19 protein-coding genes and 1 riboswitch are annotated in these 22993 nt (G+C 44.3%); of the genes, 12 read left to right on the top strand and 7 right to left on the bottom strand.

Annotated features, from left to right (window positions below; translation table 11 throughout):
• Positions 1-2 precede the first annotated feature (2 nt).
• Entirely contained in the window at positions 3-779 is a 777-nt protein-coding gene (locus AS29_RS07705) for an alpha/beta hydrolase (protein WP_035404672.1), read from the bottom strand.
• A gap of 102 nt (positions 780-881) precedes the next feature.
• Positions 882-985, bottom strand: a riboswitch (SAM riboswitch).
• 133 nt (positions 986-1118) lie between these two features.
• On the opposite strand from AS29_RS07705, the gene AS29_RS07700 reads away from it, so the two are divergent.
• The 8 genes from AS29_RS07700 to AS29_RS07665 all read left to right on the top strand — a co-directional run bounded on the left by AS29_RS07700 (position 1119) and on the right by AS29_RS07665 (position 12897).
• Positions 1119-1700: a histidine phosphatase family protein gene (locus tag AS29_RS07700; protein ID WP_035404670.1), complete on the top strand. Its 582-nt coding sequence runs from the start codon at positions 1119-1121 to the stop codon at positions 1698-1700.
• 736 nt (positions 1701-2436) lie between these two features.
• Positions 2437-2664 (top strand): plantaricin C family lantibiotic, encoded by a 228-nt coding sequence (locus AS29_RS07695; RefSeq protein ID WP_035404668.1) that lies wholly within the window; start codon positions 2437-2439, stop codon positions 2662-2664.
• Positions 2665-2732: 68 nt separating this feature from the next.
• Positions 2733-5822: a type 2 lanthipeptide synthetase LanM family protein gene (locus AS29_RS07690; RefSeq protein WP_035404666.1), complete on the top strand. Its 3090-nt coding sequence runs from the start codon at positions 2733-2735 to the stop codon at positions 5820-5822.
• Between the two features lie 19 nt (positions 5823-5841).
• Complete coding sequence (locus AS29_RS07685; protein ID WP_035404664.1) at positions 5842-6756, top strand: ABC transporter ATP-binding protein; 915 nt, start codon at positions 5842-5844, stop codon at positions 6754-6756.
• Positions 6749-7465, top strand: coding sequence for an ABC transporter permease (locus AS29_RS07680; RefSeq protein ID WP_035404662.1), 717 nt, complete (start codon positions 6749-6751; stop codon positions 7463-7465). Before AS29_RS07685 ends, AS29_RS07680 begins: the two co-directional genes overlap by 8 nt.
• Before the next feature lie 20 nt (positions 7466-7485).
• Positions 7486-7692, top strand: a complete 207-nt coding sequence (locus AS29_RS07675) for a class II lanthipeptide, LchA2/BrtA2 family (protein ID WP_035404660.1) — start codon at positions 7486-7488, stop codon at positions 7690-7692.
• Positions 7693-7820: 128 nt separating this feature from the next.
• The gene (locus tag AS29_RS07670) at positions 7821-10748 is read left to right on the top strand and encodes a type 2 lanthipeptide synthetase LanM family protein (protein WP_035404658.1); all 2928 of its coding nucleotides are present in this window, start codon (positions 7821-7823) and stop codon (positions 10746-10748) included.
• The gene (locus tag AS29_RS07665) at positions 10732-12897 is read left to right on the top strand and encodes a peptidase domain-containing ABC transporter (RefSeq protein WP_051860507.1); all 2166 of its coding nucleotides are present in this window, start codon (positions 10732-10734) and stop codon (positions 12895-12897) included. The genes AS29_RS07670 and AS29_RS07665 overlap by 17 nt, the downstream gene beginning before the upstream one ends.
• A gap of 216 nt (positions 12898-13113) precedes the next feature.
• Here the strand turns inward: AS29_RS07665 and AS29_RS07660 are convergent, their stop codons facing one another.
• The 3 genes from AS29_RS07660 to AS29_RS07650 form a co-directional block, all read right to left on the bottom strand.
• A complete protein-coding gene (locus tag AS29_RS07660) occupies positions 13114-13551 on the bottom strand; it encodes a GNAT family N-acetyltransferase (protein ID WP_051860506.1) in 438 nt (145 codons plus the stop codon).
• The gene (locus tag AS29_RS07655; RefSeq protein WP_035404656.1) at positions 13548-14609 is read right to left on the bottom strand and encodes an NAD(P)H-dependent flavin oxidoreductase; all 1062 of its coding nucleotides are present in this window, start codon (positions 14607-14609) and stop codon (positions 13548-13550) included. Before AS29_RS07655 ends, AS29_RS07660 begins: the two co-directional genes overlap by 4 nt.
• Before the next feature lie 96 nt (positions 14610-14705).
• Positions 14706-15677, bottom strand: a complete 972-nt coding sequence (locus AS29_RS07650) for an aldo/keto reductase (RefSeq protein ID WP_035404654.1) — start codon at positions 15675-15677, stop codon at positions 14706-14708.
• A 227-nt stretch (positions 15678-15904) separates the two neighbouring features.
• Between AS29_RS07650 and AS29_RS07645 the strand changes: the two genes are divergently transcribed.
• Positions 15905-17494 (top strand): peptide chain release factor 3, encoded by a 1590-nt coding sequence (locus AS29_RS07645; RefSeq protein ID WP_035404652.1) that lies wholly within the window; start codon positions 15905-15907, stop codon positions 17492-17494.
• A 252-nt stretch (positions 17495-17746) separates the two neighbouring features.
• Here AS29_RS07645 and yidC read toward each other — a convergent pair whose 3' ends face one another.
• The 3 genes from yidC to AS29_RS07630 all read right to left on the bottom strand — a co-directional run bounded on the left by yidC (position 17747) and on the right by AS29_RS07630 (position 20069).
• Positions 17747-18565, bottom strand: coding sequence for a membrane protein insertase YidC (gene yidC, locus AS29_RS07640; protein ID WP_035404651.1), 819 nt, complete (start codon positions 18563-18565; stop codon positions 17747-17749).
• Entirely contained in the window at positions 18508-18879 is a 372-nt protein-coding gene (locus tag AS29_RS07635) for a hypothetical protein (protein WP_035404649.1), read from the bottom strand. Before AS29_RS07635 ends, yidC begins: the two co-directional genes overlap by 58 nt.
• Before the next feature lie 95 nt (positions 18880-18974).
• A complete protein-coding gene (locus tag AS29_RS07630; protein ID WP_035404647.1) occupies positions 18975-20069 on the bottom strand; it encodes an oxidoreductase in 1095 nt (364 codons plus the stop codon).
• A 266-nt stretch (positions 20070-20335) separates the two neighbouring features.
• Here AS29_RS07630 and AS29_RS07625 point away from each other — a divergent pair, with 266 nt between their 5' ends.
• The 3 genes from AS29_RS07625 to AS29_RS07615 all read left to right on the top strand — a co-directional run bounded on the left by AS29_RS07625 (position 20336) and on the right by AS29_RS07615 (position 22970).
• A complete protein-coding gene (locus tag AS29_RS07625) occupies positions 20336-20995 on the top strand; it encodes a haloacid dehalogenase type II (protein WP_035404645.1) in 660 nt (219 codons plus the stop codon).
• A gap of 250 nt (positions 20996-21245) precedes the next feature.
• A complete protein-coding gene (locus AS29_RS07620; RefSeq protein WP_035404643.1) occupies positions 21246-21827 on the top strand; it encodes a glycerol-3-phosphate responsive antiterminator in 582 nt (193 codons plus the stop codon).
• A 27-nt stretch (positions 21828-21854) separates the two neighbouring features.
• Positions 21855-22970: an ABC transporter ATP-binding protein gene (locus tag AS29_RS07615; RefSeq protein WP_035404641.1), complete on the top strand. Its 1116-nt coding sequence runs from the start codon at positions 21855-21857 to the stop codon at positions 22968-22970.
• The last annotated feature ends 23 nt before the right edge of the window (positions 22971-22993 follow it).

Below are 22993 nucleotides of genomic sequence, written 5' to 3'. Positions count from 1 at the left end.
ATTCAGGCGTTCATGCTCTTCCTATTGGCAGGAAGGGCTGTTTTTTGTATGGAGAAAAATTGATTGGCTTCCCTTACGATCAAATCCTGGTCAAAATCCATGGATGCTACATGATAAGAATTTGGAAGGCTAATCATCTTTTTACGATTGGCGGAAATGGACTCCATGATCCTTTCAGAACAGGAGGCAGGAACAACATGATCCTCCGGAGAACAGAATACAACGACTGGACACGAGACTTCTGCAAGCCTGATTTTTGCTTCATTCATAGCCTTTCTCAGCTCGGAAATGGCTTTAACAGGTATTTTTTCATAAGCAATTTCCTCCACAGACGGATCCTTTATATCTGGCCGTCCCTCCTTGATAAAACCAGTATCTCCGACAATCTTTTCGTAATCTGGAACTTCAAGTGCTGCATTAATAAGACCTATTCCATCGATTTGCGTGAATTGGCTGGCAAGCTTAATCGTCAGACTGCCGCCCATGGATTGTCCAATAACAAATACTTTTCTGAATCGGCTCTTTAATTTTAAGTAAGCAGTTTCCAATGAGCGGTACCAGTCTTGAACTGAGCATAGCTCCATATCGGACGGACATGTACCATGTCCCGCAAGTCTTGGAGCATATACAGAATAGCCTAATGAGGCAAATTTCTCTCCCAGTGATTCCATGCTCTGGGGGGTGCCGTTGAAGCCATGGCACAAAAGAATGGCCTGTTCAGAACTTCTATAGATGGAAAAGGACTGAGCGCCGGTAATCACTCTTTTCAGTTCTTTCATAACTGCCTTCCTCCTTTAAACGATTGTTTCACAGCTGAGAGCCAGCCAAATAAAAAAAACCTTCTTTGGCATTGGCTGCTAAGAAAGTTTACGGTCAACATTTCTTTATCGGCCAAAGCACTGCGCTTTGCTGGTAGGAGCACCTTTCCAAATGGAGGTTGCTGTGAAGTCATAGAGCCAGTTCTCTCGTTCACTCTTGATAATTTAATTAATCCTATAAAATTACTTGGTTTTGTGTATATTATCATGGCCTGTTTAATGTGTCAATGAAGACTTGTCCGTCCGAAAGGGATAAAATAGTCTATAACATGGAAGAAAATCAATGAATGGAGTGAAATGATGACTAAGCTAGGAATTGTCAGACATGGCCTAACAGAATGGAATATGGAAGGAAGAGCGCAGGGCAGCTCCGATATTCCGCTTCATGAACAAGGACTTAAAGAAGCAGAAATGCTGGCAGAACGGCTTAAGGAAGAGGACTGGGATCTCCTTTATTCAAGTCCGCTGCTCCGTGCAAAACAAACGGCGGATTTTATCAGTAAAAAGCTCGGTGGTCTAGAGGTAGTAACAGATGAACGCATCCGGGAAACCGGTGGCGGGGAAATTGAAGGCACAACAGAAGCTGAACGTGTGGAAAAATGGGGAACTGGGTGGAGAGAACTTGACCTGGGCAGAGAGCAGTCGGGCCAGGTAACAAAAAGAGGAGTAGAATTTGTTGAAGAGCTTTTGGAAAAGCATCCCGGCAAGAACATTCTCATGGTGACACATGGTTCATTTATCAGACATCTCCTAAAGGAATTAACGCCGATGAATGAAGAAAGCGAACCGCTAAAAAATACTTCGATCACCCATCTTCTGCTGGATGACTCTAAGTGGTCATGCGGGCTTTATAACTGCACAAAACATCTCGAAATTAACTAGCTTGCCGGCCCATTACTCGAGCTTGAAGAGTAGCGGGCTTTTTTTATCGCTTTTTTTTGTTGTTCATATAAACGCTTCCAGCAACCCCGCTAAACAGCGCTAATCCAATCGCGATCCACATTTCTAATGACATGAAAAGACGCCTCCTTCTTTTTCTTACCTTAAGGATAATCTGATATTGATTAAAAATCATCAATCAAAAGACGGAGTGACTTAAGTCATTTTTTCCAATTGTGGGAAAAATAAGCTCGTCCGGCTATATCATTTTTTTATAGAAAGCCTTGATGGTAAATGGATTACTTAAAGCAAGATTCCTAGCGGTGAAATTCTGCAGCGACTGAGGGAGAATCAATGATCAGAAATACCCCTTCACCATCCATCCGTTCGACAGTGAAATTGGAAAAAATCCTGTTGCTTTAGACAAAGTGAAAAGGATTTTTTATATTATATGGCAGTTCCCCTTTTTTGTAAAATCAGACCCATATCATCATAAAAATAAATAGTTTGTCTCATTTTGACAGGATATTACAAATATTTTTATATATTTGTCATGTACGGAAGTAACGATTGTTTGCATTTGTGAATCAAATGGGCCTTCTATTAAGGAAGATAGTCTTATTTTTCTGTTTTTCAGAAAAAAAAAAGAGTTAGACAGAGAGGATTTATCGATGTTAAAAATAAAGTGTGCTTTTCCTGAAAACGGAAAATCAACACAGCAAAAGAGGAGGTGAATTCGATGAACAAAGCAGCATTTCTTAAAAACCCGGTTTTAAGAATGAAATCATCCCTATCTGTAGAAAATCCTGCTGGAAACGTACTTGAAGAGATTTCTGCTCAGGATATGATGTCTCAAGTTGGGGGAACAATCATTACGATTTCTCTATGTGCAACTGCAAGTAAATACTTAGGCAACAAAGGTTATGTGTGTACAGCTACGAAAGAGTGCCAGAATTCATGCCAATAATTTTTACATTTTCTGCAGATAGTGGTTGGATCCGCCACTATCTCTATCAAGGTTAGGAGCAAATGATGATGAGCGCAAACATGTACAGCGAACAATTTCAGGATACGCTTCAATACTGGATGACTCTTTATCCGGAGATTAAAACTGCAGAGGATTTTGAACAGGTAATCGGTGATGTGGGTATGACAAGCCTGAATGATTTGCATAGCCGACTACATACCCCGCATCCAGCTTCAGAGAATATTCCTCAATTCATGCAAACCTTCCAATCCAATTTAAATCAGGACTGGTTTATTGACGAGAAATTCAGCCATGTCCCTTTCTATTTCTTTTTTAAGCCGGTAGTGAAGCATCACCTTGATTTGTTTGAAGAGAAACTAAAAAACTATCCGAGTATTTCGTCCCTGCAAACCTTTATCATACGGGCTGCATCGGAGCTTTTTAAAACCCTTCATAATCTTGCGATTCGCACCCTGATTTTAGAGGTGAATATTGCCCGTCTTCAAAATAAGCTCGAAGGGGAAACCTCTGAAGCTCGTTTTCTCTACTTTACCGGCACCCTTCTTAAAGAGCCTGAATTTACCGGGTCTTTGTATGAGGAATATACGGTATTGACCCGTATGATGGACTCTGCTTCTGCAAACTACTTGAATTTTGTCCTGGAAATCGCTGCACATACGGAAAAGGATCAGCTTCTGCTGGAGGAAGCATTCGGACTGAAGGATGGAATTGGAAAAATCGATTCAATTGATAACAATTTGGGAGATGACCATAATGGCGGCCAAACGGTTTCCATCGTCCGCTTTACATCAGGATTCAAGGCTGTGTACAAACCACGCTGTGTAAAGATCGAGCTTGCTTATCAGCGTTTTATTGACTGGCTGAACGAACAGAAGGCAGGCGATATGCTCGCTTTGAAAACGGTTTTGATTATGGACCGGGGTGAGTATGGCTGGATGGAATTTGTTCCTTACGAGGAGTGCACGGATACAGAGGGAGCGGAGCGGTTTTATAAACGAATCGGTCATCAGCTTGCCGTTTTTTATATCCTTAATGCCAATGATTTTCACCATGAGAATCTGATTGCCAGCGGCGAGCACCCTGTTCCGATTGATCTTGAATCCCTGTTTCATTCCGTGATTGTCGATTTGCCTTTTGCTTCGACATCAGAGGTCATGGCCCATGAACAGCTTGCGCGGTCTGTGTATTCAGCTGGATTGCTGCCGCAGAAAATTGTGAAAAGAGTGGATGGCAAGGAAATCAGTGTGGACATCAGCGGACTTGGCGGAGAGGATGAACAGGCATCCCCATTTGTTTCATTGACAGTTTCCGGTAATTTGACCGATGAGATCAAAATTGAAAAACATTCCGGCACCCTTGATTCGGAACAAAATAATCCGAGCTTAAAGGGAGAGGTTCAGCGCTCCGAACTATTTTCAAAAGAGATCAAAGACGGATTTACAGCCCTTTATGAATGGATTGCGGAGAATAAGGAACTGGTGATCGCCGAGCTTTCAAATCGGTTCGCGGGAAATCAAAGCAGGTACATAGCGAGGCCTACATATGTTTACAGTCAGCTGCTGAGCACGGCTCTGCACCCGGATTTTCTAAGGGATGAATTGAGCAGAGAAATCCTCCTTCACAGAATCGGCATTCATGCGAGCAGATTGAAAAAACCTTTGCTGAAAGCAGAAATAATGGATCTCATGACCGGATCGATTCCGTATTTCACTTCGAGAACGGATATGAATGCAATTGCCTGGAATGGACGTATCCAGATGGATGAGGCGTTTAACCGGACCCCGCTAATGGAAGCAGCCCACAAAATCAGGAGTATGGGAGATCCGGATTTGCAAAGACAGCTGAGTATCATTGACATGTCGTTTAAAGCAAAGACGAGCAGTGCTGAATCTGAAGTAACAGGGATCCAATTTTCTTTTGAACCAGATAAAAAGGAGCCGGAAAAGTGGCTTGAGCTTGCATGCCGGATTGGCGATCACCTGCTTGAAACGAGTGTTGCGGATCAAGAAGAAGGTTTGGACCGGACCTGGATCAGCACGATGCTGGAAGGAAAAGAGGAAGAGACGTGGTCGATTGGTCCTGTCGGAAATGACCTTTATAACGGCAACAGCGGCATCGCTGTCTTTCTTGCCTGTCTAGGTGAGATCACCGGGATGGAAAAATATAAGAAGGCAGCAGCTCAAACGATTTATTCTCCGATTCAGGAAATAAAGAGCCTGGATTTTAAGCATCCATACCTGGTTGGAGCCTATAACGGTTTAAGCGGTTATTTATATGCCATTTATCATACAGGAAAGCTGTTGAAGGACCCGGAAATGAAGGAATTCGCCATTCGTCATATGAATAAGCTGAAATCCCTGGCATCAGGAGACAAGGTTTACGACGTGGTCGGGGGTTCTGCCGGAAGCATAGGGGCTATTCTTTCCTTATACAAAGAGGAGCTGACTCCAGGAGATCGTGAGGTTATCCTTGATTGCGCTCATACCCATTTCCTTCATTTGAGAAAAAACCATCAAATCTTCGGCTCATCCATTGCATGGAAATCAGATGTGACCAATCCCGGATCCGGTTTTTCTCACGGCAATGCAGGGATTGCTGCATATCTAGGAAAACTGTATGAGCTGACAAAGGATGAGGAAGTGCTGAACACCATCCAGCAAGCCTTAGCCTATGAAAGAGAGTTATTTTCAGAGGAGCACGGGAACTGGTACTCAAGTCCGGAAAAAACAAGAATGTCCATTGGCTGGTGTCATGGCGCGCCCGGCATTCTTCTAAGCAGGCTCTTGCTGAAGCGTTCCGGCTACACCGATGACCAGATCGACTCGGAAATTGTCACAGCTCTTTCAACCACTTTGAGCAATGGGTTTGGACATAATCCATCCTATTGCCACGGGGATCTTGGGAATCTCTCAATTGTTCAGCTCGCAGCCGAAACCTTCGGTGATCAGCAGCTGCAAAGCCAGGCGCTGTCGACCTTTCAGCAGATTTTTGATCAGGTCTTATCAAAGCGATGGAAGGAAGGGGTTTTCCGCGGAACCGATTCAATGAGTGTCATGATCGGGTTAACTGGGTTTGGATATTCCCTGCTAAAGCAGTATGCACCGTCTATCGTTCCGGATATTTTATGGTTTGAATAACCATCAGGAGGAGGATCATATGTCCAATATTCTGGTAGTCGATCAGGTGAGCAGAAGCATTAAAAATCAGCTTGTTACAGACAACGTCAGCTTTTCCATCGGTACAGGAGAAATTGTCGGACTGGCTGGTCCCAACGGAGCAGGAAAAACTACATTAATGAGAATGATTACGGGTTTAATTAAAAATTACGAAGGAGAAATCCTTTTAAATAACAGGAGTGTAAAAACGGGTAAAAAGTTTTCCCGCAAGGAAATCGGCTGTGTGATTGAGTCCCCCGGCTACTATCCGAATATGACCGGCTACGAAAATCTTCAATTCTTTGGCGCTTTAACGAAGTCCATTACGAAGGAAGAAATTTTCGAGGCGGCTGAGCTTACGGAAATTAAAGATGCGCTAAACAAAAAGGTGAAGCATTATTCCATGGGAATGAAACAAAGACTTGGAATCGCCCAGGCGCTCATCGGCGATCCGAAGCTTCTCGTTCTGGATGAACCGACAAACGGCCTGGATCCTTCCGGTATGCGGAATCTGAGAAATTATTTAAAGGTCATCGCGGAGACAAAAAAAATCGCCATGCTGATTTCTAGCCACTCACTTGATGAAATCGAAAAAATCTGCGAGCGGGTCATCGTGCTTAATAACGGGAAAGTTGTCAAAACCCTGCACTTAACGGAAACAGAGCAGGATACCGTGTTCTATGTATTTGAGTCTAATGATGAAATGCTGCTGACTGCCTTTCTAGAGGAAGAAGGGTACGAGCCTTCTGTCCTGTCACAGAACCGGATCAGAATCCAAATAAAAAAAGAACAGGTCCAAGCTCTGATTTCAAAAATTGCCGAGCGCGGGATTGGTTTTTCGAGTGTGTATGAATGGAAGGAAAGTCTGGAAACGCAATACTTTGAACTGACAGAAAGAAGTGAGAAGAATGGGTAATTTAGCGGTATTAGAAACGAAAAAGCTGATGAGGAAACCAAGTATTTATCTTGGTGTAATCCTGGCCTCGCTTTTCTCATGCGCGATTGCCTATGTAGCATTTCTCAACCCTGAATCGTTTGGAAAACGAAATGTATATGCATTTTTTGCGGATATAGCGCAGTATGTGCTGATCGTTTTTGCAGCAAAATCACTGGGAGATGAATTTCAGTTTAAGACCTCTGCCATTCTTTTTACGAATCGTTATTCAAGGATGGAGATTCTCTTTTCAAAGATTGTGAGTCTTCTTGGCCTTGGATTGCTGATGGGGCTTGTAAGCGGCATGATTGGAGTCATTTTTTTAGGAGTAATGGGAGAGCTGACTGCATTACATGCAGTGCTTGAACTGACAGGAGTGATTGGCAGATACTTGGTTTATACCTTTTGTGTGGGGAGCTTTGTCCTTTTGTGGACAGTCCTGTCTTCTCATACAATCGCATCTTTATTCTCTGCCATCGGATTTTTCTTTCTGCTGCCGGCGGTAATCGGGATGGCCGTCTCAAAATTCTCGGGGCTTGTGAGAGCGGTTGAGTACATCCCTTTTTACTCAGCAAGCAATGTCATTCATCAACCTGCATGGAATCAGGCGGAGGTGACCGGTCTTATTCTATCGGGAATGATCTTTGCAGCATTGGCCGTCTATTTCCTGAATCGCAAGGATCTTACCTAACTTGAAGGGAGGTGAAAATAATGAAAAAAGGTCTTGAACTTATCGAAATCTATAAAACGGAAGATCCAGCAGGTTTCATCCCTGAAAGCGAGCTTAAAAAGCTTTCTGCTGAAAACCCTGCCGGAGGTACTGCAACCATTACGACTTCTTCTTGGGCTTGCGGAGCTACAGTAGCACTTTCTATCGCAGTATGTTCTACATTCAAATGTACATCTAAATGCGGTTGATGTAAGGACAGGTTCGGTTCCTTCCGGTTTGCAGGCCAGCGAAGGAACCGTTCACTATGATCATACCCTTGTTTTACGATACATATGCCAATTTTTACGAATCTAATTGTGAGAGGTTACCAGATGCTATGAAAACCATTATAACTCCTGAACAGCGATTTGCGGAGAAAATAATCCATCAAACCTATGAAAACACCCCTTATGCCAATCATTTTAATGAAACGGGTCTATTTGATGATTTTTATACACCCTTCATCCGCTCCTTTGAACAAGACCTATCCGCTTTGCTCCATTCCATTCCTTCCATTGATTTAGCTATTAACTTCGAAAAAATCATGATCCGCTGCCTTATTTCTTTAAAGGAAGAGCTCATCAATCTATCGATAAAAACGCTTATAACGGACCTGTATGAAAAAAAGAAATCGGGACAGATTCAAGGGGAGACAAAGGAAGAGCGCTATCACGATTATCATCGATCTCTTCAGACGAAAGACGTTTTTATTGAACTATTTAATAAATACCCTGTGCTGATCTATTTAATAGAAGGAAAAATGAAAACGAAGCTGCAGCTGATCTCTGACGTGCTGAACCGGCTATTGGCTGACCTCCTTCCTGTCCAATCGATGCTCGGCGTTTCACAGATGCTGCTCGAGGATATTCAATTCAGCATGGGAGACTCCCATAATAACGGACAGACGGTTCTGATCTTAACAATCAGCGGCAGAAAAATTGTGTACAAGCCTCATACTCTTTCACCGGAGAAAAGCTTTTATACTCTCCTTAACTGGGTTCAGTCAAAAGGGGAACTGCGCGTCCCATTAAAAGGAGCGAACATCATCAGCTGCGGAGAATACGGATGGCAGGAGTTTATCCCTTATCAGGAATGCCGGAGCACGGAAGAGGTTACGGATTATTATTACCGAATCGGGGTCTTGCTTGCTCTATTCAAAATTCTTAAATGCAGTGACATTCATTATGAAAACATCATTTCAAACGGAGAGTACCCTGTCGTAATCGATTTGGAAACCCTGCTTACCCATGAACCCCAAGGAGAGAAAAGCGGAGAACTGATGACCGCTTTTTTCGAGGAGCTGGATCGCTCTGTTCTTGGAACGCTTTTGCTCCCTCAAAACCTGGAGCAGTCGCCTATTGATTTTGATGTGAGCGGTTTGCTTGGCCATGGCGGGGAAACGTCAGACCGCGTGATCACCTATCAGCTTATCAATCCAGGTACCGATGAAATACGATTCACTCCGGATTTCTTTGTTTCTGAAAGCAATCAGAATATTACTAGATTGAATGGAGAAACCGTTCGGGCCGCTGATTATTTGAACAGTATGGAACAGGGCTTTACGGATGGATACCAAACAGTCGAAAAGCACAAGGATGAACTCATTAGACGGATTGAGATGTTTAACGGGACATACAGGCAGGTACTGAGAGCGACTCACATATATGGACGCTTTCTGGAGGCAGCCGGACATCCCGGCTATATGCGCAGCATAGAAGATCGAAATGCTTTATTTTCCTACCTCAGGGAACACGAAACAGAGGAAACGGCGGCAAAAAACCTGGCTGAGATCGAGTCGTTAATGAGAAACGACGTTCCGTATTTTACTGCGGAATTTTCAGGACTGCACCTGCATGCCGGCCGTGAGATCTGTGCAAGGAATTACTATGAATATTCATTGAAAGATTTGCTCGTTAAAAGAATAGCGGAAGTTAGCATGATGGACTGTAAGAAGCAGATTTCCTACATTCGAATGTCCGTTTTATCAAAGCTTGATAAAAATTGGGGCGGCCGTCATCAGGAAAATCAAGCGGAGATGGTGAATGAAGAAAAGCTCCTTCATTTACCGGCAAGTCCGCTCGATGCTGCCATTCAGCTTGGGGATCTTCTTTTGGAACGCGCAATCTGGAACAGCAAGCGAACGAGCTGCACATGGCTTTCCCCTAATTTAGGAAGGGAAGACAAGCTCCACCTCGGGCCAATAAATGATTCCTTATATGAAGGCGCCGGTGCCGTTTTATTTCTCGCTGCCTTGGCTGAAGAAACGGGTGACGAAAGATACAGGATTTTAGCAAGGGGAGCGCTCGGGGGACTTGAGGAGCTGTGGCCGTTAAAGGAAGAAGAGCGGACGCACTCTGTATACTCCGGATTGGGTTCATTGCTTTATTTGTCCTACAACCTGTCTGTTTTATGGAATGACCAGAAGCTATATGAACAATACCGGACATATGTGAAAATGCTATCGGACATAAAACTGAATTCTGAAACAGAGCTCGACTGGATCGGCGGTCTTTCCGGATTAATCGTCTGTCTTTTAAATATGTATGAACAGGAAAAGGAAGAGGAGCTTCTGGTTCTTGCATGCCGCATGGGAGAACATCTTTTTCTTGAAAGCAGGAAAAAAACTGATTTTCTAACAGGCTTTTCCCATGGATTAGCCGGATATGCTTACGCCCTTTCTTTCCTTGGCAAAGCGGCAGGGGAGGAAAAATATTCAGAAGCGGCTAAAGAACTGGTTGCTAAGGAAAATTCGTATTTTCGAGATGAAACAGGAAATTGGAGAGATTTAAGAACACCTGAAGAAGATCAGGATCTCGTTTTCTGGTGCCATGGGGCAGCAGGAATCGGTTTAGCGAGAGCGAAAATGGTGGTTTTAGCAGCCAGGACAGACGAGGAGCTAATACGGGATGCTGAACGCGCGCTCGAAAAAGTAGTGAAGGATGGATTTGAGGCGGATTCCAATCACAGTCTTTGTCACGGGATCTTCGGAAATCTGGATATTCTCCTCGTAGCAGCCGGAATCCTCGGAGACCAGGAACTTCTTGAAAGTGCGCGAAGGCTTGGAGACCGTCATCTTTTCACGCTTAGTGAAGAAGGCTTTCGTTATGGATTGAATCCTTCGGGTGGATTGATGGGTTTTATGCTTGGTTTTTCAGGTATCGGATATTCGCTGCTCAGGCTTCAGAATCCAGTCTATCCATCTGTGCTTTCTTTGGATGTTATGCCATACAGAGGGGTGGGAAACGAAATTGGGCATTCATCATAGGAAGAGAAAAATTCCGTATATTCCCCAGATGCAGCAGACGGAATGCGGCTTATGCTGCGCAGCTATGATCACGAGATACTACAAAAGCCAGAGCTCGCTGAGTGAACTGAGGGACTTTATTGAAGCAGGAAGAGACGGACTGACTCTTTACCAGCTTAATTCCCTGCTTCTTTCCTTAAAATTCGAAACCCATGTGTACAAAACCGAGTTCGAAGGTCTTTGGCAGCTGGAGCTTCCCGCCATATTATATTGGAATGACAATCACTATGTCATTTTAGAAGAAATCGGACCATCGAAGGCCGTGATTGTAGATCCCGCTTTTGGCCGGAAGAAACTGACGAGGGAAGAACTGCACCAGTCTTTTTCGAACTATGCAGTAACCGTCAAGCCTTCTGATGAGTTCGTTCCAGTAAGGAAAAAAGAAAACATCTGGTACTCCTTTTTCTCTGATGTGTTTCATCATAAGTATCTTTTTTTGAAAATCGTTTTACTTTCCTTCATAACTTACCTGTTTACTCTTTCCATTCCGATCGCGGTCCAATATTTGATCGATGAAGTGGTCATGAAGAATAAATTCAGCCAGCTCAATTCTTTGATTGGGACGGCAGCGGGACTGATTGCTTTTTTCGGTCTCCTCATTTATATAAGAGGAAAGAATTTAATCAGCTTTCAGATGGTTTTGGAAAAATCGCTGATGGGGAAAACGTTTATGCATCTGCTTCGGGTTCCGTATAAATTTTTTGAGGTCCGTTCATTTGGAGATATTTTGTTCCGGATGAACAGCTTGCACATTATCCGTGATTTACTGTCAGAACAGCTAATCAAAGGCCTTATTGATTTTGGATCCATCTTTTTTATTCTCATGTATATGCTGTACAGCTCACCAGTCCTTGCGGGGGCAGCCCTTATTTTATTTTTTATAAACGGTGCCTTAACCATGTATACAAGACCTCACATTCTGGAGGCAAATCAGCATGAAATTGCCGAAAACAGCAAGCTGCAAACCATTCAGGTCGAAGCTCTTTATTCCATCCTCGGAGTCAAAACGACCGGGCTGGAGGATACCGTTTATAAGAATTGGAACCATCAATTCAACCGGGCACTGCAAAAGTTTAAAAAACGTTCGGAGATTCAAAATTCCTACACCTCTGTGCAAACAACCATTCAAACACTGTCTCCGCTGCTGATTTTGCTTATAGGAATCTATCTATTTGCTCAGAAAAGCATTTCGCTTGGAGAAATGATCGCTTTTCATACACTGTCGATCACATTCTTTGCCGTTGGTGTATCAATCTTTCAAACGTACAATAATTTTCTGCTCGCCAATGCCTATTTAGAAAGAGTAAGGGATATTACGGATTCAGAAACAGAGGAAAATCCCGAGAAGCCTGCCGGAGCTCAAATTACCGGGGATATTAAACTCTCGGATGTTTCTTTTTCTTACACAAAGCACTCAGAAAAAGTAGTGAAGAAAATCAGCATGCATATTAAACGTGGGGAAAAGGTGGCGATTGTGGGTCCATCCGGCTCCGGAAAAAGCACGCTGAGCAAGATTCTGCTGGGGCTGTATATGCCTACAGAAGGTGAAATTTATTATGATGACATCGAGCTTGGCCGCTATAATAAGCAGGAGCTTCGTCAGCAAATGGGAATCGTTCCGCAGGATATCAATCTTTTTAACAACTCCATTATGGAGAATATCAAAATGAACAAAGAGGACGTCACAATGGAGGATATCCAAAAAGCGGCTTCTGTTGCGCAAATTGCTGAGGAAATTGAAAGCATGCCAATGGGGTACCATACGCTGGTTTCTGAAATGGGAATGAACCTGTCGGGCGGACAAAGACAGAGGATTGCTTTAGCACGGGCTCTGATCAGCCAGCCTAAGGTGATTATTTTAGATGAGGCAACGAGCTCGCTGGATTCAATCAATGAAGCGCTTGTCGGGGATTACCTGAAGGAAATGGGCTGTACAAGAATTGTCATTGCCCACAGGCTCTCAACAATCTATGACTCAGACCGAATTTTTGTAATGGAGAATGGGAGCATTATAGATGAAGGAACCCATGCAGAATTAATCGGGAATAAAGGGTTGTATTTTGAGCTTTATAAAACACAGTTGGATAGTAAAGAGGAGCTAGCCATTTAATGAAATAGCTCTGTTAAACTTGGCTGTTGATTCAGGCGTTCGCTTATCCTTGGGCGGGCTGCTTGAGCCTTCCCGCCGCTTTGCGCCTGCGGGGTCTCACCTGTCACGCTGCTCTAAAGCACAAGTCTCACGGCTTCCACTCCAATCAACAGGCGTTTTAAACCAATACCATGCTTTAACATAGCCAATGAAATAAGCGATCTGGTGCAGGATCGCTTATTTCAGTTGTTTATACATGACCTGATGAGGTCCGATTCCTTCTATTTCGAAAACTCCACCAACCGGATGCAATCCCTGCTTTAAGTAATACGCTTCAACACTTGTTCTTGCATTGCACCACCACAAATCTGCTTTTCTTTCGGCGAGCACCTGTTCCGCTTTAGTAAGCAAAGAGCTGCCTGCCTTTCGGTTCCGGTATTGCGGGAGGGTAGCCATGCCACGCAAGCGGTATTGATGATCCCCTGGCAGAAGCGGAGTAACTTCTTCAGAAAAGCTCGCGATGCTGATTAAGAGTTCATCTTCATAGCACCCCAGGTGAAAGGAGCTTTCCTTATCATCATTTTCGTAGCGGCAAGCGTCTTTGGGCTGGCCGGGGCGAAGGAGCTTTTGCCTGAGCGGGATCACTTCTTCAGGCTGTATAAAGGCAACAATCATAGTGTCACATCCTTTGAGACAGATAAGATCGATTGAACCAGGCTTTCTACAGACTGGCTGCGGCTCAGCCTCGGGCTTTGTCCGCACCATAATGACATATACTCTGCGTTATTTTGCTCTGCTGCCGCTTTTCGGATTGTCTTTGTTAAATCATTTTGAAGCGGGTAGGGAAGAATTCTTGTTTCGTTTTCCATCTCATATATGAACTGATTTTTAATTCCGCGTGCCTCTTTTCCTGAGAAAGCATCCGTAACGACTACCTGGTCTTCACGTGCATTTAATACGGCTTCTTTGTATGCAGGATGAGCGGCGCTCTCAAATGCCGTTAGAAAAGCCGTTCCCATTTGAACGCCCTGCGCTCCTAAGCAAAGTGCCGCTCTATATCCCCGTGCATCCATAATTCCGCCAGCTGCAATGACAGGTATTTTAACAAAATCGCAAATCTGCGGAATGAGAGACATTAACCCCAGCATATGGTGAGTGGGAGGACCTGAAAAAGTACCGCGGTGTCCGCCCGCTTCACTTCCTTGAGCAACGATGGCATCAACACCTTGTTCTTCAAGAAGAATGGCTTCCATCACGGAAGTAGCCGTGCCAATAACGATGGATCCGTTATTCTTTAACTCCTTGATCATGTGTTTTGCCGGCATGCCAAAGGTAAAGGAGCAAACAGGAACCTTTTCTTTTAAAACCATTTCAATCTGCTCCTCATACTTGCTGGTTCCTTCATTAAATGTTGGGGGATCTTCTTTTATATGCAGTTCATCACGAAAAACACGCAATGCTTCAAACGCATTTTGAATATCACTCTGGGGTGCTTCAGGATGTTCAGGCACAAAAAGGTTGACGGCATAGGGCTGCTGGATGTTTTTTTTGATGTCCCGGATTAATGCTGAAAGGTCTCCGGGGGCCATATAGCCTGCACCGATTGAGCCGAGGCAGCCTGAGCGGGACACAGCACAAACCAGTTCCGGGCCGGTAATGCCTCCTGCCATGGGCGCCTGGATGATGGGATAATTGATGCGAAGCAGTTCTGTTAAGGATGCTGACACGTTCATTCCTCCATTTCATTATAGAAACTTTGACAAAGCCCGCCGGAAATCCTTCCATTCCATTAAAAATAGAGGCGGTTGCCGGCCGCCCCTATTTTTACATTATCTATTAATCCCTCTCATACCTTGCTCATCGTATCTTTCGCCTGCTGTTCTTCCAGCCAATGTATCGAGCATGTCCATCTCTTCTTGAGTAAGCTCGATTTTGACAGAATCAATGTTTTCTTTAGCATAGGTTCTTCTCTTTGTACCGGGAATCGGAACAATATCCTTTCCCTTATGCAAAAGCCACGCCAGTGCAATTTGAGAGGACCTCGCCTTTTTCTTTTCAGCAAGCTGATGCACTTCCTCTGCTAAATCAAGGTTGCGTTTGAAGTTGTCTCCTTGAAAACGGGGGAGGAAGCGCCTGAAATCATTCTCTGCAAAATCTTCGAACTGATTGAATTGTCCGGTCAAAAATCCTCTTCCAAGCGGACTGTAAGCTACGATTCCTGTACCGAGCTCACGCGCTGCCGGTATAATCTCTTCTACATCACGGCTCCAGAGAGAATACTCCGTTTGCAGGGCCGAGATAGGGTGAACGGCGGAAGCGCGGCGGAGTGTTTCGGCTGAAACCTCTGATAACCCAAGATGCAGCACTTTCCCTTCTTTCACAAGTTCAGCCATTGCCCCAACTGATTCCTCGATCGGTGTTTCAGGATCGGGACGATGGAGATAATATAAATCAATGTAATCGGTTTGCAGACGCTTCAAGCTCTCTTCTGCAGATTTTTTCACATATTCAGGGCGCCCGTTAACTCCTCCAGGACGGCCGTTTTCGTCCCTGACGATGCCGAATTTGGTAGCCAGCACTGCATTTTTGCGAATGGGCTTAAGTGCTTCGCCAACGAGTTCTTCATTTTTGCCGTTTCCATACACGTTAGCCGTATCAAAGAAGTTCTGTCCGAGTTCAAACGCCAGCTGAATGGTTTCAATTGATTCCGTGCGGTTTGTTTCCCCGTAAAACTCTGACATTCCCATACAGCCCAGACCCAGGGCAGAAACCTCTAAAGAACCCAGCTTCCTTTTTTCCATCGTCATCCGCTCCTCTGGTTATAGTATTTTCAGTTGAAGTATAACCCCGCAAGCTCTTAAAATCAAAAAATTGAGACAATTTAGCGGATGTGGAATATGATAATTGGGCGCCGGACCCGATAGCTTTTTAACCTTCATTTATGGTATATTTTTTGAAGTGCATCTTGATCTTTGAACCCGACTCTTTTTTAAGAGCTGAATAAACTGATATAGAACGAGGTATATACATGAACTTAAAACAGGAAATTAATAAACGCAAAACGTTTGCGATTATTTCCCACCCGGATGCCGGGAAAACAACATTAACAGAAAAACTGCTTCTCTTCGGAAACGTGATCCGCTCAGCGGGTACCGTAAAAGGAAAGAAATCAGGTAAATTCGCAGCTTCCGACTGGATGGAAATTGAGAAAAAGCGTGGAATCTCTGTAACATCAAGTGTAATGAGCTTCCCATATCATGAATTTCACGTAAATATTCTCGACACTCCCGGACATGAAGACTTCAGTGAAGATACGTACCGTACTCTGACGGCTGTGGACAGTGTGGTTATGATTATCGACTCAACAAAAGGGGTAGAGCCGCAAACGATTAAGCTGTTTAAAGTATGCCGGATGCGCGGAATTCCTATTTTCACATTCATGAACAAGCTGGACCGTGAAGGCCGCGACCCGCTTGAACTCCTGGCGGAAATCGAAGAGGTACTCGGCATTGAGTCCTATCCAATGAACTGGCCGGTAGGAATGGGGAAACGCTTCCTCGGTATTTATGACCGCTATTCCGAATCATTTGTCCGTTTCAACGGGAATGAAGAAGAGACCGTTTTTAAAGTAAATGAAATTGAAGAAAAAGCAGCGGATATTTATGAAAACCCAACCTATCAGGATACACTGGGAGAGCTTGAACTCCTAAATGAAGCCGGTAACGACTTTGATCCTGAACGAGTGAGAAAAGGCGAATTGACCCCTGTATTTTTCGGAAGCGCCTTGTCCAACTTTGGAGTTCAGACCTTCTTTGATACGTTTCTTCAATTTGCCGCTTCACCTCAGCCGCGCCGTACGAACGAAGGCTTTGTCGAGCCTGAAAAAGAGGATTTCTCCGGATACGTATTTAAAATACAGGCAAACATGAATACAAAGCATAGAGACCGGATCGCTTTCCTGCGTATCTGCTCCGGTACGTTCGAACGCGGAATGAACGTAACATTAAGCAGAACGAATAAAGTCATTAAGCTTGCGCAGTCGCAATCCTTCATGGCAGGAGACCGGGAAACAGTGGACATTGCTTATCCAGGTGATATCATCGGAATCTATGACCCGAATGCCTATCAAATCGGGGATACGCTCGTAGCGGGTAAAGACCGGTTTGAATATGAAGAGCTTCCGCAGTTCCCGCCCGAAATGTTTAAAAAGGTCCGGGCGAAGAATGTTATGAAATCGAAGCAATTCAAAAAAGGAATTGATCAGCTTGTACAGGAAGGCGCTATTCAGCTTTTCCGCCAGGAGCTTACAGATGATATCATTCTTGGCGCTGTCGGCCAGCTGCAATTCGAAGTGTTTGAAGAGCGCATGCGTTCCGAATACACCGTTGAAATTGAATGGACGTCTCTTGGTGACAGGATTGCCCGCTGGATCGAGGATGAAAAAGTGGACCGCAAAAAGTTCGATAACCGCAGCATGCTCGTAAAGGACCGCTACGGCCAGTACGCTGTCCTATTTGAAAATTCCTTTACGTACCGCTATTTCAAAGATAACAACAAAGACATCAAACTGATTGATCTGCTTGAGAGCAATGATTATCAGAGCTATACGGCTCAATAAGATGGAAAGACGCCCGGCGGGATGCCGGGCGTCTTTTTAGATGGAAGCTTTGGCGGTTGTCAATAGCAGCGGAATGTCGAATAGCAACGGGAATATGTCGAATAGCAACAGACGGTTGTCGAATAGCCGCCAAGAAATGTCGATTATCAACGGGGTTATGTCGAAAAGCGACCATTCGGCATTTTCCGGCAAAATCAGCACCAACCGAAGCCGCCAAAAAAAGCGCCCCCGAAAAGGAGGCGCTCTGAAACCCTAATTTTCCAGTGTTTTTGGAACAGCAGGAAGATTTTTTTCTTTGTACAGGTGCTTAGCAAGCAGTGTCTGCAGAATGACGAACACTCCTCCAATGGTCCAATACAGAGGAAGAAATGCGGCTGTTCCGAATGACGCAGCCCCCATCATAATTGGCATCACATAGGCGACCATGGCCATTTGCTTTTGCTGTTCCGCCGGCATATCCATTTGGGAGACTTTTGCCTGCAGGAAATAGACAGCTGCGGCAATAATCGGCATGATGGTGTCCGGATGCCCCAGGTCAAACCAGAGAAACGAATGTGCAGCGATCTCCGGAGTTCGTTGTATCGCGAAGTAAAATCCGAAAAGAATGGGAGTCTGGATCAGGATCGGCAGACAGCCCATAGCAAGCGGATTGTACCCATGCTTCTGATAAAGCTGAAGGGTTTCCTGCTGCATAAGACGCTGGGACTCCGGATCTTTTTTCTTGTCTTTGTATTTTTCCTGAAGCTTTTTCATTTCGGGCTGCAGAATCGCCATTTTTTTCTTCATCTGCTGCTGATTTTTGTATTGCTTCATCATAAACGGCATAAGGAGCAGACGGACTAAAAATGTCACCAGGATAATCGCTACTCCATAGCTGCCTCCGAATAGAGAAGCTGTATATTTGATCAAGGCAGAAAAAGGGAATACAACAAAATGGTTAAAAAACCCGGTTGTCTCGCTATTGATTGGTGTATGATCTGCCGAGCAGCCGCTTAGCAGGAGTACTGAAAAAATCAGAAGTAATAAACTTGACCGTTTAAGGAACGTGAACTTAGATGATTGGTTTGGCATAAGTGCCCTCCTCGTATTTTTATCGCCTGTGAATCGTACGAGAAGGGGTGGCGGTCACCGTCATCATCCGGAGAAGAAGCCATTTTCATAATCCTGATTATCCAAGTGTGCAGCTGATCCATGCCGCCGATAAAAAAGCGGTGCGGTTCGGTATCAGATAAGGCCGGCAGCCAATTTCTTTTTATCGACATGTCGGTTTTAACGCTTTTCCCCGATACATAGGTTAAAGCGAGGGTCCCGCCAGCCGATACGACAAGGGATATGAGCAGAATTAAATGGCTCATATCATTTAAAAAATCCAAATCCAAGAACACCCAGTTCACCTCCCTTCATTTGTAATGCTTCTATTATATCATTTTTTACGCCCAGGCATTCAAAAAACCGCCGGATTGTCCCGGCGGCTGATGATTTACAGCTCTGAATCTTTTATATGTGCTAGCGGCATAAGGATTTCCTCCGGACTGAAGGCTTCAAGATCCTTCCCTTTGCTGATTCTCTTCGGTGCATCGGGATTGGCTAAAGCTCCTGTACCCAGGCTTACAAAATCAGCATCCCCAGAGGAAATTAAAGAAGAAGCCTTTCTTGGATCCTGAAGCTGTCCGTTGGCGATAACCGGCAATCCGCTGTACTCTTTTGCGGCGGCTGCAAGTGATTTACTTCCATCACCAAATGACGATGCTGTACCGTTTGCATCCGTTACATGAATATAATCCAGCGGGGTTTTCCCAAGAAGGGAGAAGATCGCTTCTGCATCCTTATCGCCATGAGGCCATTTGTAATTTGGATCCGACACCTTTGCCTGTGAAATTCGGATTCCGATGATCATATCGTTTCCTGCCGCCTGCTGAACGTCATATATGATTTCCATTAACAGCCTCATACGGTTCTGGAGGGACCCTCCATAAGAATCTTCTCGCTCATTTAAGCTCGCTGTCAGGAACTGGTCCAGAAGATATCCGTTTGCCCCGTGTATTTCTACTCCATTGAATCCGGCCTGACGGGCATTCATAGCTGCGGCCGCGAACCCCCTTTTCACATCCGCAATATCCTGTTCACTCATTTCTTTAGGAACGGGATATGGGCCGGAGCCGCCATAAAACTCGAGCTGTTCTCCTTTAGGGGAAATAGCAGAAGGTGCTGCTGTCTGTTTTGAATGAATGTTTCCCTGAGACTGGCCGCCAGCGTGCATAAGCTGGGCGATAATCAGGGCACCGTGGTCCTGAACAGCTTCAGTAATCGGTCTCCAAGAGGCAATATGACCGGCGGATACTAAGCCCGGCTGGTTTAGATAACCCTGGCTGTATAGGTTGTCTGTATAAATACCCTCAGAAATAACGGCGGCAAATCCACCCTTTGCGTAGCGTTTGTAATAGCGTGCCATTCGGGAATTAGCCATTCCGTCTTCATCTGCACTGATTCGCGTCATCGGTGAGACAATGAAGCGGTTTTTTAATTTATAGGGTCCTAGTAGTTGTTCTTCAAAAAGTTCAGGGTAATTTCCCATGGCTCATTCCTCCAATATGATTGCGTGTAATGAAACTTTACCCGTTTTCACGATGTAAATCACTTATCAGCATCCTGCAGTGTTTTGCAGGGGCTGTTTTTGTGAAATATACATAACAGATTTCCCATGGCTCATTCCTCCAATATGATTGCGTGTAATGAAACTTTACCCGTTTTCACGATGTAAATCACTTATCAGCATCCTGCAGTGTTTTGCAGGGGCTGTTTTTGTGAAATATACATAACAGATACAAAGGAGGCCATCTCATGACCATTAAAGCAATTTTATTTGACGCCTACGGTACTTTGTTTGACGTTTACTCTGTAAAAGAAAAATGCGAGCAGCATTTCCAGGGAAAAGGGGAGGAAATCAGCCGGACATGGAGAGAAAAACAGCTGGAATACTGCTTTTTGACACAGATTTTGCAAAAATATGAGCCTTTTGATCAGCTCACTGAAAAAGCGCTGAAAGCTTCTTTGGCGATTCATGGCGCAGAAGGAAGCGAAAAAGAATGTGCAGACTTAATGAAAGAATACGAACAGCTGAGGCCCTTCGAAGAAACAGAAGAAGTATTAAAACAGCTTAAAGGTAAACAAACGTTTATTTATTCTAACGGAACGAGAGGAATGCTCGATCCTCTCATTAAAAATAACGGATTTCAAGATTTAATAGGAGCGTTGAGCGCAGATGAAATCAGGCAGTACAAGCCGTCACCTGCTTCCTATAGTTATGCGATGGAGAAACTTGGACTCGATAAAGCCGAAATATTATTTGTGTCCTCTAATCAGTGGGATATTGCAGGTGCTTCAAGCTTTGGATTTAGGACTGCCTGGATTAACCGCACAGGGGAGCCTGTATCCGCATTAGGATTCGAACCAGCGGCTATATGTTCTGATTTAAAAGGGCTTCTGGAAGAAAAATACTAACCAAACTGCCAGCTCTTCCATAAGGAGGAGCTTTTTTCCAATAAGTTAACGAAGATGAAATGTAATGTTTACATTGCTAAACATCCGGCAAACAGTACCTTAATAATGATGCAGTAATATGTATTTAGGGAAAGACAAGTGAATAGTAAAACGGTTAAATATGAGAAACCATAAAAACAAGGGGATGCTTTAAACAATCCCTGTACGTTTTTATGGATTTTTTTGTTTACGGAGGAAGGAAGGAAGCAGGATGGAGATTCAGCGTGAGTTTATTAAACACCTTGAAAACGATCGGCTCATTTCTTCGATAAAAGATCCTAAAAGTCTTGAGCTTTTTCTTGAGTCGGATATTCAATCGGCTTTTCTTTTAACGGGTAATATCAGTGTGATCAAGCGGTATGTCGATCTTCTCAAGCAAAATGGGAGATTCGTTTTCCTGCACTTGGAGAAAATCCCGGGCATTAGTTTTGACAAGGAAGGGCTTAAATTTATAGCCAAATATGTCAAACCTACCGGGATTGTAACGACAAAAAGTTCTCTGATCCAAATTGCGAAAAAAGAGGGGTTATTGACGATTCAGCGTTTGTTTTTAGTTGATACAGATGCACTCAAGCATGGTCTTCAAACCTCCTGCGAAATTAAGCCGGATGCTTTGGAGCTTATGCCGGGTCTTATTCCTGAAATGATAACAAAAGTAAAAGCGAAAACCGATTTGCCGATTATTACAGGCGGATTGATTTCAAATAAAGCACATATTCAAGCTGCACTAGAGAGCGGCGCAATGGCAGTTTCGACTGGGAAGCCATGGCTTTGGAAAAAGCCTGAATTTTAAAGGATAAGGAGAAAGGTGGAATAATGGATGAAAAGTGTGGAGCTTTCCAGCCTCAGCAAATCCTATGACGGCAAAAATATGGTCATTGACTCTATCAATGCATCCATTCAGCCTGGGGAGTTTTTTGTACTGGTTGGTCCTTCAGGATGCGGGAAAAGCACCATTCTTCGTATGATTGCAGGACTTGAGGAAGTAAGCGGAGGAGAACTGCGAATCGGAGATCGTGCAGCAAACAATCTTCATCCGAGCAAGCGGGATCTGTCAATGGTTTTCCAAAACTATGCCCTATATCCTCATTTATCGGTTGCTGAAAACATTATGTTCGGATTATATACGAAAAAGATTTCCAAACAGGAGCAAAAAGAGAGATGTTCGGAAGCGTGCGAAATGCTCGGACTCTCTAATTTGATGGATAGGAAGCCGCGTGAGCTTTCCGGCGGTCAAAGGCAGCGTGTAGCACTGGCTAGAGCCATCGTTACGCATGCCCCCATTTGTCTGATGGACGAGCCGCTGTCTAATCTGGATGCAAAACTGAGAGCAAAAATGCGCTCTGAAATTCGTCAGATTCAGCGGAAGCTTGGCATTACGATGATTTACGTGACGCATGATCAGACGGAGGCTATGACAATGGCGGACCGTATGATGATTTTGAATGGAGGGAAAATTCAGCAGCTGGGGAAACCGCTTGATATATACAATCAGCCTGCGAATTCTTTCGTCGCTTCATTTATTGGAGCTCCGCCCATGAATCTGGCTGAAGCGAAGGCTGAAGGAAACCTTCTTCACATTGGAGATAAGCATTTATCTAATGTTCCTCAGGAGGTATTGCTGTCTATAGGGGCAGAGTCTGTTGAAGCCGGAATTCGCCCTGAGCATTTAATACAGGCGCCAGCCGGAGAAGGAAAGCTGACGGGATTGGTTGCTAATGCTGAGATACTTGGAACAGAGACGCTGCTGAGCTTTGACATATCTGAGGGGAAGCAATGGATTGCAAGATGGCCTGGACAATGGGATTTGGAACCGGGTGATTCAATCGAATTAACCTTTAATCAAGAGGATTTACTCTTTTTTGATCCTCAAAACGGAACCAGGCTGAGCACCGGCAATAGATTACCATTTGCTTCAGAGGAGCAGCCGATATGAATGCCCTGGTTAAGAAAAATCAA

Source organism: Bacillus sp. SJS, assembly GCF_000732485.2.
Taxonomy (GTDB): Bacteria; Bacillota; Bacilli; order Bacillales; family Bacillaceae; genus Metabacillus_B; species Metabacillus_B sediminis.
Note: the sequence above shows the minus strand (reverse complement) of the source record. Positions and strands in the feature narration are given on the sequence as shown.